Here is a 10,518-nt window from a genome sequence, read left to right on the forward strand (position 1 = left end):
GTTGGTTGCTCCCCAAACAGGCGTTCCGCTGTTCAGCGCGCTGGGTGACATCAATGGATTTGCGCACACTACACTTACTTCATCTCCAAGCGCAGGGGCAATTGCTGCAACGATTGCTAATGGTGGCCTGGGAACATTGAACAGCGTCGATTTCGCGCAAAACAATCCAAATTTTGAAGTGGTCGTTGGCAGCACCGGCAGCCATGAGGGTGCTTACACAACGAACGATGGCGTAACGTGGACCGAATTTGCCTCTCGCCCGAATAATAATGCCTCGGGTGGGGCGGTCGCCGTTTCTGCCGATGGCAGCACTATTCTGTGGGCCGCTTCTGGAAAGTTGCCATTTTTTTCCACGAACAACGGTTCGACATGGACCGCAGCGACTATGCCCAGCGGCACGCTTACCGGAGGAACGGTTGTCTCCGACCGTGTCAATTCCAGCGTATTTTACTATTGGACCGAAAACAGTAGCGACAACCAGTGGAAGTTATACATCAGCACCAACGGCGGTCACTCGTTTACTCAAACTGGATCGGCGCTAAGTAATGGCAATATCACGTTGGTTGCCAACCCGCTGACTGCCGGTGATTTGTGGATTTCCTCATACAACGGCGTGTATCATTCTACAAATTCCGGGACTAGTTTTACGCAGGTTAGTTCAATCGGATTTGCCAACGTTCCCAGCATGACGCTGGGGGCGCCTCCGCCCGGAAAAACATATCCTGCGATCTACATCTATGGCACGATCAATAATTTCCTTGGAGTTTACCGTTCGGATGATGCCGGCCAAACGTGGATCTTGTTGAATGATGTGAATCATCAGTGGGGTGGCTTGGTAGACACCATGGCGGCCGATCCGAACGTGTTCGGTCGAGTGTATTTGGGAATCAATGGTCGCGGGGTGATTGTCGGCAATCCCGCCAGCAGCTTGCCCAGTGGCTGGGTTGATGCGGACATTAATATGCCGGGTAACCCTGGTTGGGCTTCTAGCTCCACAACTCTGTCGACCGGAGCAACGGTAAACCTGTGGACAGTAGTTGGCGGCGGCGCAGGAATCGGGGACTCAAGTGACCAATTCAATTTTGCTTATCAGCCGATCAGCGGTGATGTGGCCATAACTGCCGAAATTCTGAGCATGACCAATGCCGATGGAACGCACGGCACGCCGGCGTCGGGCGTAATGTTTCGCGCTGGAACTAGCTCGAACGATCCCTTTGCCGCCTTGCTACAAAGCGATGGCAATAGTTTGGTTTTTGAATATCGCACGACAAGTGGCGGTAGTATAACCTCGGTGCCATTGGGGAGCATTCCGGTTGGTTCGGAATACGTACGGGTAGTCCGCGTCGGCAATAACTTTAGTGGTTTTTACAGTTCCGATGGGGTGACATGGACACAGTTGGGGTCAACCATTGCAATCGCAGCAATGCCAACTTCTGCGGACGTTGGCTTAGCTGCCGCCGCAAACTATAACCCGCAGTTGACGAGCGCAATCTTCACAAACGTCGCAATACTACTAAGGGGCGACATTAATCTTGATGGCCACCGTGATGCAGCGGACATTGTCGCATTGATAAACGCCCTTGTGGGTTTGAATACGTATCAAATGACTCGGCAGTTATCATCGCAAGATCTACTTAATGTTGCTGATATCAATAACGACGGTCATGTAAATAACCTGGATGTGCAGGCGCTAATCAATCTGTTGCTTGGCGGCGGAGGGAGCGTCAGTACTGAGAGTACTACTGCAAGCTCAACAGACGGTTTGTTCGGAGATTTGAATCCAACACCGCCGACCTTGTTAACGAGTACGCCATCGGCAACGGATTTCCTGACATCCAACAACAACAATACACCGCGCCAAAAGATACCGATCGAGGCCCCGGCCAAGCCGCATGGCCAAATTGAATTTTCCTTGCCAGGTGTTCAAGCCACGAAGGGGTTTAGTGGTCTCTCGCTGTTATCTTCTGTGCGAACCTCACAGCCGATCTCTCAGATGGCACTCGATCAATTCTACGGCACTTTCGAGCCAGAGGATTCGCTAGCACTTGCTCCAACCTCATCACGAATAACGCACCCCCAAGATGACTTTGATCTTCTCGAAAGCTTTTGGGCCCATCGCGGCCTGAATTTGCAATTCAATTTGGATGGTCAGGTTACAAAAGTAGCCGCCTGGGCGACCCGCGACGCCCAAGCGGCTGAAGGAAAAGTTTTTCTGGATGTAACCGTTATCGCGTGGGTGTTCCCACCTGAACGCCATTGGGGCCTGCATCTACATGGGTGCCCCCTGCATTGATATCTACCTGCGCGTTGCCATTTTCTTCTGCTCTGCGTAAGGCGCTACGGAGAGGGGAATAATCACGCCGGTACTGCCGGCCGTTCTCGTCATAATAGGTTCCCGTGTTTTGCGATTGGCCACGGTATCCCGTAACGTAACCTTGAGGCCGATAAGCAGCGGCATCATATCGATTCCAATTGTTATCACGATAGTACATCCAATAGTTCTCCGGCATCCAATACCACCACTCATTGTTGTAATTGGAAAAACGCCAGTCATTTGCCGTGTCCCGACGATCTTCACGTAGCTCCTGTCGATCTTGGCGAATGTCTTGACGAGCGGCGCGGTTCTCGTCGACACGATTTCGAACTGGCGGGGGAATATCACTTTCGCCTAGATTACTGCTTTGATTATTGGTTCCCCGCTGTGCGGCCGGAAGACCATTGGATGTTCCGCCTGGGCCGAACGGCGAAACGTTGCCTGTACCAAACGGTGGCGCGTTATTGGGTTGGGTTTGCAAAGTGTTTGTTCCAGGTGGAGTCACGCTCTGGGCCCCCGAACGACCGGTGGCTGAATTCGGAGGTATGTTAGGAGAACCCATGCTTGGCGCTCCGGTCGGAGAAGTGGGTTGAGATCCCGCCGCATTCGGTTGATTCTGCAAAGCATTTCCGGATGGCATCGGCACGCTTTGCGAGCCCGGCTGACCTGTTGCCGAATTCAGCGGAATATTTGGCGAAAGCTGGGCCGCTGGGTTCGGTGGGTTCTGCAGGGCGGGAGGGACTTGTGCCGGTCTCTGAGCACTTGGCTCAATGGGAACTGTTCCTGGAATCGGCACACTTTGAGCGCCGGGCTGACCGGTTACGGGATTGTTGGGCATATTCGGTGAAGCACTGCCCTGCGAATTGCCCGTATTAGCCGGGCCGGCCCCTGCCGTGCCGTGAGTTTGGCACAACGCACGAGTTCCATATCCGATGCAAATTGCAGCACTCATTACAATAATCGCGGAATAAACGATTGATTTCATGTTATGTCTCTCCTCAGTGACTTTCCTGATCGCTTCACAGCCGAATTGACGGCCAATTGCTCGTAATGCTTTGCAATTAATGTGCCGGTAATGCATCGGACATGCTTTTTCGGATAACAGTCTTGCTCTTATTGGACTGCCGAAAAATCATTGGCTCGGAACAATCCAGATAGACTGACAATCACTCAATAATTTTAGGCTTTGCCGCAGAAAAGTGCCGTGGTACGGGATGTGCATGTGCATCTTGGCGCGGGCGCGGAACGAAGGGGTATAAAATTCTTTCATCAGGGAGTTAAATCATGAGTTCTCACCTTAAAGCTAAAATGATGAGCTTTTGGTCACGTTCGATTGGAGCTTTATTGGTTCCTGCAGTGGTCCTTGTGGCCGGATGCGAGCAGTCAAGCACGACTAAGGAGATTGAGCACGTGAACCAGTCTGCTGCTCAGCAAAAACAACAAATTGATCTGAGCCTGCAGGCACAAAAAGATCGAGCTACAAGTCAAAAGGAACAAATTGATTTGAATGCCCAGGCCAAAAAAGCAGAAATCCAGCGCGATGCTGATGACAAGCATGAGAGTGCACAGAATCAGGCGAATACGGAAAGTCGTCGTGCCAACGAACTTCAGAAGTCTGCAGATCAACAACGAGAGCAAGCGGCACGGGAGCAAGATCGCGCCAATGACGTTCGACGGTGAATTTCGCTTCGTCAACTACTTCAGTGTTGTTTAGGACGGGTCCGAATTCAATTCCGAATTCGGACCTGTTTTTGTAGAACGATTGCGTTGTGGAAATGGATCAAAGAAATGCGGCGATTAAAGGAACATGCGTCGTAGATTAAAAAAAAATCGCTCAACAACGACCGCGGATCCGGGTTCTGAACCGGAAAGGCGACGGGAGCGAGGTTGGTATCGAGTGACACGGTCTGCCAGGCCCTTCTTGCAAGCTCTTGGTCCGGGCTTAATTACCGGAGCGTCGGATGACGATCCGTCGGGTATAGGCACTTACGCAATGGCCGGAGCTTCGATCGGTTACCCAGTATTATGGCTGGCGCTGGTCACTTTTCCTTTAATGGCCGCAATTCAATTTATTTGTGCAAAAATTGCATTGGTTTACGGCACCGGTTTGACTCGCATTATGCGCGAACAGTTTCCGCGCTTTGTGGTTTACCCGGCAATTGTTGCACTAGTTGTTGCTAACACCATCAATGCAGCAGCAGATATTCAGGCGATTGCGGCGGGAATCAATCTTCTAGCGCCGATCCCCATTTTAGCCTTAATACTTCCGGTCGCTTTATTGATTCTGTTGGTCCAGATTTGGGGAAGCTACCGGCTGATCGTTAAGATATTTCGCTGGTTGACTCTGTCACTATTCGCATATATCGGCGCGTCGTTCCTTGCCCATCCAAATTGGACCTCTGTCTTGCGAGGCACGCTGGTTCCGTCCATTCGCTTCGACAGCAATTTCCTTTCGATGCTAGTGGCTCTGTTGGGGACGACCATTTCTCCCTATCTATTCTTTTGGCAAGCCAACCAAGAAATTGAGGAGGAAATTGCTGACGGAAAAACGCAACGCTGGCAGCGCAAAGGCGCAACTCCAAAGGAATTGAAGTTCGCCGCATGGGATGTGATCACGGGAATGTTTCTTTCCAATGTCGTAATGTATTTCATCATTTTGGCTACGGCGGCAACTTTGCATACTGCGGGTAAGACTGAAATCAGCACCGCTACGGAAGCGGCCGACGCGCTGCGGCCTATCGCGGGGAATGCCGCCTATATTTTGATGGCCTTCGGTTTAATCGGCACAGGCATATTAGCGGTGCCGATTCTTACGGGCTCAGCAGCTTATAGCGTGGCAGAACTGTGTGGATGGAAATGCAGCTTGGATGCCAAGCCCTGGCAGGCTAAAGAATTCTATGTGGTCATAATCGTTTGCACGCTTGCTGCACTGGCAATCAATTACCTGGGTGTAAATCCGATGCAGGCGTTATTTTGGACCGCTGTAATTAACGGATTTTTGGCACCGCCGTTGTTGATAATTGTGATGCTCATCGCCAGCAATTCGCAGATTATGGGAAAACGGAGCAATGGGTTAATTGTGAATACTCTTGGTTGGACGACAACCGTGGCAATGTTTATCGCAGCGATTGTGCTGGTATGGACCTGGATCTACTAGAGCGCGAAAGCACGAGATTTACCGTGGGTGTTAGGGCATCGCATGGACCTAACTCTTCTTTCTAATGGGCTACAAAGACATAAATCATCTGGCATGAAATCTGCTTATGTCCCAAAAAGGAGTTCTACACGGGTAGAAAATGCGCTGCGCAATGCGATTTAAGCAGCAGAAGTTCACCGGGAAATATTGAGGAGACGATTTTATGAATTGGGATCAAATTGAAGGTAATTGGAAGCAACTCCAAGGCAAAGTTCGCGAACGCTGGGGTAAGTTAACAGATCAGGATTTGACAGTAGTCCAGGGCAAACGTGATCAATTGCTGGGAAAAATTCAGGAACGCTATGGTATTGCTAAACAGGAAGCTGAGACCGAACTAAAGCGATTTACTGACGAAATAAAGACCGGTTAGCCGCGAGTTCAGGTGTCCCTTGGTTGGCTAAAAGACGGGGCCGAGTTTACCATTCGGCCGCCGGATAAACGCGTCCAACCAGAGGACCCGCTTGATGTTGGGCTTTCGCTGTGCAACGGAACGAAAAGAAGGGAGCGCCTAGTCTTTTACATCAAATTAGACCGGCGCAGCAGCAAAGGACTTTCGAGAATCATAAAAATATACAGTGGCGGGGACAGGATTTGAACCTGTGACCTCGAGGTTATGAGCCTCGCGAGCTACCGGGCTGCTCCACCCCGCGTCATGTGTTTTATTCCGACAAGTTCCATCAAGCACACACCATAAAGGATGCGCTGGCGGTCGCTGTCGGTTGATGAGATTATATCATACGCTGCCAGCGCGTCGAGGCCTACCGCAGATTCCAAGGCACCCATTCTTTTGGGGCCTATTTTGCCACAGGCAAATTGATTTGCACAAGCGCCACCGCTTGTCGCGGTAACGTCAAATGCAAAATTATTTGATTATTTTCGATATGTACGGTCGCTGGTGGTACTAATTCCGCCAGTCGACAAGCGCCTTCCAACGCGGCGTATTGTTCCGGGGTAGGTTGCTGCGGCGATCCCATTTTCTGCCAAGCCGTGTATGCGTTGCTGTGATCGGCATCAATGCGAAATTGTTGCAGCCGCGCTTCACCAGATGCGATTGGCAAACCGGTACAGGATAGTTCAACGTCGGCGTCGAGGCCAGGCAAGTCATCATCGTGGTAATGCCACAAAAGCACGCTTAATTTGTGTTCATCCAAACTGGCTTGTGCGGAAACCTCGGGCAGGTTGCGGACCCCGTTCTTCAAAATTTCAGACAATGGGATTGCAGCGTCGCTTTCAACATTCAGCCGCTGACCTTCCATTTTGCTGAACATGCGGAACACGTTGAGCACCGGTAAATCAATGCCACCGGTTGCTAATTGACGGAAACCGGCAAACAGTGGTTGATCTTCAAACTCGAAGGCCCAAGTCAATGCACCTTCCAGGTTGATACCGTGCTTATCGGCCAGTTCGATTTTGCGAGCGAAGCTGGCGGCCGTATAGCTTGAATACATCGTGCCATTCCGGTAACCCAGTTGTCGACCTTGGCAGGCCGCACAACCATCGGGGTCGGATTCTCCAATCACAATCGGCTTTTGCTTCAACTCGGGAAATGAAGCGACAATGGCGAATGCAGAATCGATATTGCGGAGTTGATTGGCAATGCCCATTCTTACGTGGCCGTCGACAAACGATGGTGAGCCTTTGGCATGGAACGAGATGAAATCTATTGGCGTGCCGATGGCATGGGTAGCTGCGTTGTTGCCGCGGACACAGTGTTCCAAAAAATCACGTAGAAATTTAGTGCCTCCGCCCGCGGAATCGGGGCCACCCACTTTGGCCGTGGGCAGTGCGCGGCGGACCGCGTCGATGGCCCGATCATGCAATTCGAAGAACTGTTGCGGTGAACCCTTCCAATAACCGATATTTGGCTCATTCCATACTTCCCAATACCAACGATTTACTTCTTCGGGACCATATTTTTCAACACAATGAGCGGCCCATTGGTAAATTAGATCGCTCCACTTGTTGAAATCTTTTGGCGGGTAGGCCCAGCCGGTGAAGATGTCGTTGTATTTGGCAGTGGGATCCCAATGGTGCTGGTAAGGTTCGGCGTGGGTCGAAAGCGATTCCGGCATGAAGCCGATTTCCACATAAGGCTTGACACTGCGCTGCAAGTAAGTCTCAAAAATGTGATCTAGAATTTTCCAATCGTATTGTGGCTTTCCTTCAGCATCTTCACGATAAGCGTTTGTCGAGCCCCATTTCAAAGCAGGTGTGCCATCGCCCGTGCACAGCAAGTTGTGTGTGCGAAAATACACTTGAGGTGGGCCAAGTTCCCCGAGCTCGCCGATTAACTTTTGGCCATCTTTCATGGTGGCGTAATTCGGCTCATCCGCGCCAAAGTATCGCCAGATGGGATTCCAGCTGCCTTTCGATCGGCTAGCATCGACGTGAATGTGTACTGCCCGGGCAGTGCTGGACGCAGCGGCGGGTGGCGCCTCATCTACGTCTGCGGTTAATTTCCCATAACTTAAGCAGATAAGCGCTGCGATCAGGCCCGCACGGCTTGACAATATATATAGGCGTTGCATGAGTGGATCGCGAGGTTTGCAGTATCACTGGAAATGAACACTTTACCGATTGTAAGTTTTATGCCAATCATACTGTATTCCTACAACGCTGCAAATTAGTGCTCAGTTTTTGACTGGAAAACAAGGAAACCTACAGTTCAGGGTAGAACATCGCCAGTCGGATGTCTTTGCGAGAGTCGAATTATGGAACACTGGTCTGACGAAGTCGATCAATCGGCACTCGATTGGGAGGCCCTGAAGGTCCGGTGTATGGGCAATTTAGCCTTGGTGGAACGCGTGCTAGCCAAATTCACCGGTCAACTCGATGCCGATTTGATCGAGTTGGAGCGTGCCATTCGAGCCCGCGATGCTACTGAAGCGGCTCAAGTAGCACATCGCATCAAAGGAACGGCAGGCAGCGTGTCGGCTCGCGATTTGTACGAAAATGCTTCTCGCGCCGAGCAACGAGCACTGGATATGCAACTGGCGGAGTTGCCACACGATTTGGAGCGGATGCGCCTCGACCGAACCAAATTGCGGAAAACTATTGAACGAATGAAACAACCTTCGTAGGTCCTTGCCATGCGAGTTTTAGTTGTTGACGATGATGCAGTCACTTCCGAAATCATTTTGGAAGATTTGCGGCAGTTTGGTTACGACGCTGTCGGGGCCGCCGATGGACAAGAAGCTTTTGATCTTATTCGCACCGGCCAATTTCATCTTGTCATTTCCGATTGGCAAATGCCAAAGATGAGCGGCTTGGAATTGTGCCGCGAAATTCGCAAACGCCAATGGAGCGGTTACGTTTACATCATCCTGCTAACATCGCGTAGCGGAGTGGAAAATGTGGTGTGTGGGTTGGATGCCGGGGCCGATGATTTTCTTTCCAAGCCCTTTCATCCACAAGAGCTGCGGATGCGATTGCGAACCGGCGAGCGCATTTTATCGTTGGAAAGCCGCGATTTAGTAATCTTCGCCATGGCCAAATTGGCCGAATTCCGCGACAAAGATACTGGTACTCACTTAGAACGGATGCGCGAATACAGCCGGCTCTTAGCTACTGAACTTTCGCGTTGGCCAAAGTACGCCAACGTAATTGATGGCGACTACGTGCAATTAATTTATCTCACCAGTCCATTGCACGATATTGGCAAGGTTGGCATTCCCGATGCCGTGCTTTTGAAGCCTGGTCGCCTGTCGCCGGAAGAATTCGAATTAATGAAGCAGCACAGTGTGTTGGGAGGAAATACATTGCGGGCTGTCGCCCAAGGCCGACCGCAAGCGCAATTTCTTGTCATGGCGCAAGATATCGCCATGACGCACCACGAACGGTACGATGGTCAAGGTTATCCGAATCAACTTCGGGCCGAAGAAATTCCATTGTGCGGCCGCATCGTCGCGTTAGCCGACGTCTATGATGCTTTGCGAAGTAAACGCGTTTACAAAGGAGCGTTTGGTCACGATACGGCACGGGACACAATCGTCCAGGGGTCGGGCCGTCAATTCGACCCTGACGTTGTGCAAGCATTCCTAAATTCCGAGAAGGAGTTCATTGCCGTGGCAAATCGCTTTCAGGATGATGGTCCTCTTACGTTGCGAGATAGCGTAAAGTTGACTGCACAAAACAATGCTGTAATTGCGCCGGTCGACAATCCGCTGCCGGCGGCATCGGTTGTCTCGGAAGCAACACACTCCTGAACAGTCCGCTTCCTGCCGAAATGCTCTCGAGTTACGCGAAGTTTGTCTACTCCTTTGCCGTAACCTAATTTTGCCCGCATTAGCTGGGCTGATTTTCACGTCGGTGTCAGTGCTTATTGGTTGTGGCATCATGCCCGTACATTTTGCCTAGGCCGCACTACTGGCACCCTGGGTTCCTGAACCCGTCTTATTTCTCTCCGCTCATTAACGCTGGGGGGATAATCCGTGCCGAATGGATAGATATATCGGGTATTCGGCTCGTAGCACTTTTCGAGTTGGGCAGCTTGAGCTATGTGTCTTGCTCCGAACCATTCTTCTGGCAAAGGATTGCCTGAATGTATCGAAATTGGGCAGCTGGGCTGGCATTCTGCACTTCGTTGGCCATCGGCACGTGTGCCTGGGCGGATGGCGTGATGATGGACGACGTTTCGCCCCGGGCATTGTCGCGTGGCGGCACAAACCAAGGATTTGCCGACAACGGCGGCATCATTTACGATAATCCCGCGGCAATGGTGAACATCGATGGCTGCCAGATGCTCGACATCGGAGCCGATGGGCTTCTGGTCAGTGGCCGCTACTCAGACCCGCAAAACCGGCTCGATGTAGCCTCCACGTTTACGCCGTTGCCGCAAATCGCCCTGATTCGAAAATCAGAAGACGGTATGTGGGCCTTCGGCTTTGGCGTATTCACGCCCGCTGGTTTTGCGGAACGGTTTCATTTGGAAGGGCCAGACGGCGCGGAGCATGTTTACGAATCATTCGGCGCGCTAGTGAAAATTTTGCCCAGCGTGGCATATCGAGTT

9 protein-coding genes and 1 tRNA gene are annotated in these 10,518 nt (G+C 51.4%); 7 read left to right on the plus strand and 3 right to left on the minus strand.

Going from position 1 to position 10,518, the window contains the following annotated elements:
- On the plus strand, nucleotides 1–2,293 hold a 2,293-nt coding region (locus tag VFE46_09530), incomplete at its 5' end, for a dockerin type I domain-containing protein (GenBank protein HZZ28228.1).
- Here the strand turns inward: VFE46_09530 and VFE46_09535 are convergent.
- Nucleotides 2,226–3,299 (minus strand): hypothetical protein, encoded by a 1,074-nt coding sequence (locus tag VFE46_09535; protein ID HZZ28229.1) that lies wholly within the window; start codon nucleotides 3,297–3,299, stop codon nucleotides 2,226–2,228. The two genes, VFE46_09530 and VFE46_09535, sit on opposite strands and share 68 nt — an antisense overlap.
- Nucleotides 3,300–3,598: 299 nt before the next feature.
- On the opposite strand from VFE46_09535, the gene VFE46_09540 reads away from it, so the two are divergent.
- From VFE46_09540 to VFE46_09550, 3 genes are all read left to right on the plus strand, one after another.
- Nucleotides 3,599–3,994, plus strand: a complete 396-nt coding sequence (locus tag VFE46_09540) for a hypothetical protein (GenBank protein HZZ28230.1) — start codon at nucleotides 3,599–3,601, stop codon at nucleotides 3,992–3,994.
- A 313-nt stretch (nucleotides 3,995–4,307) separates the two neighbouring features.
- Nucleotides 4,308–5,471 (plus strand): divalent metal cation transporter, encoded by a 1,164-nt coding sequence (locus VFE46_09545; GenBank protein HZZ28231.1) that lies wholly within the window; start codon nucleotides 4,308–4,310, stop codon nucleotides 5,469–5,471.
- 202 nt (nucleotides 5,472–5,673) lie between these two features.
- A complete protein-coding gene (locus VFE46_09550; protein HZZ28232.1) occupies nucleotides 5,674–5,880 on the plus strand; it encodes a CsbD family protein in 207 nt (68 codons plus the stop codon).
- A gap of 206 nt (nucleotides 5,881–6,086) precedes the next feature.
- On the opposite strand, the gene VFE46_09555 is transcribed toward VFE46_09550, so the two are convergent.
- Both VFE46_09555 and VFE46_09560 read right to left on the minus strand, forming a co-directional pair.
- A tRNA-Met gene (locus VFE46_09555) sits at nucleotides 6,087–6,160 on the minus strand.
- A gap of 144 nt (nucleotides 6,161–6,304) precedes the next feature.
- The gene (locus VFE46_09560; protein ID HZZ28233.1) at nucleotides 6,305–8,038 is read right to left on the minus strand and encodes a hypothetical protein; all 1,734 of its coding nucleotides are present in this window, start codon (nucleotides 8,036–8,038) and stop codon (nucleotides 6,305–6,307) included.
- A 183-nt stretch (nucleotides 8,039–8,221) separates the two neighbouring features.
- On the opposite strand from VFE46_09560, the gene VFE46_09565 reads away from it, so the two are divergent.
- The 3 genes from VFE46_09565 to VFE46_09575 form a co-directional block, all read left to right on the plus strand.
- The gene (locus VFE46_09565; protein ID HZZ28234.1) at nucleotides 8,222–8,590 is read left to right on the plus strand and encodes an Hpt domain-containing protein; all 369 of its coding nucleotides are present in this window, start codon (nucleotides 8,222–8,224) and stop codon (nucleotides 8,588–8,590) included.
- Between the two features lie 9 nt (nucleotides 8,591–8,599).
- Nucleotides 8,600–9,715 carry a response regulator gene (locus VFE46_09570; protein HZZ28235.1) on the plus strand — a complete coding sequence of 372 codons (1,116 nt, stop codon included), beginning with the start codon at nucleotides 8,600–8,602 and terminating at the stop codon, nucleotides 9,713–9,715.
- 335 nt (nucleotides 9,716–10,050) lie between these two features.
- A partial coding sequence (locus tag VFE46_09575; protein HZZ28236.1) for an outer membrane protein transport protein occupies nucleotides 10,051–10,518 on the plus strand: 468 nt, incomplete at its 3' end.

This window comes from Pirellulales bacterium (assembly GCA_035656635.1).
Classification (GTDB): Bacteria; Planctomycetota; Planctomycetia; order Pirellulales; family JADZDJ01; genus DATJYL01.

Excerpts from the sequence above, each read along its gene's own strand:
- VFE46_09535 (HZZ28229.1), bottom strand. The coding sequence starts at position 3,299 with ATGAAATCAATCGTTTATTCCGCGATTATTGTAATGAGTGCTGCAATT.
- VFE46_09545 (HZZ28231.1), top strand. The coding sequence starts at position 4,308 with ATGGCCGGAGCTTCGATCGGTTACCCAGTATTATGGCTGGCGCTGGTC.
- VFE46_09540 (HZZ28230.1), top strand. The coding sequence starts at position 3,599 with ATGAGTTCTCACCTTAAAGCTAAAATGATGAGCTTTTGGTCACGTTCG.
- VFE46_09565 (HZZ28234.1), top strand. The coding sequence starts at position 8,222 with ATGGAACACTGGTCTGACGAAGTCGATCAATCGGCACTCGATTGGGAG.
- VFE46_09570 (HZZ28235.1), top strand. The coding sequence starts at position 8,600 with ATGCGAGTTTTAGTTGTTGACGATGATGCAGTCACTTCCGAAATCATT.
- VFE46_09560 (HZZ28233.1), bottom strand. The coding sequence starts at position 8,038 with ATGCAACGCCTATATATATTGTCAAGCCGTGCGGGCCTGATCGCAGCG.
- VFE46_09550 (HZZ28232.1), top strand. The coding sequence starts at position 5,674 with ATGAATTGGGATCAAATTGAAGGTAATTGGAAGCAACTCCAAGGCAAA.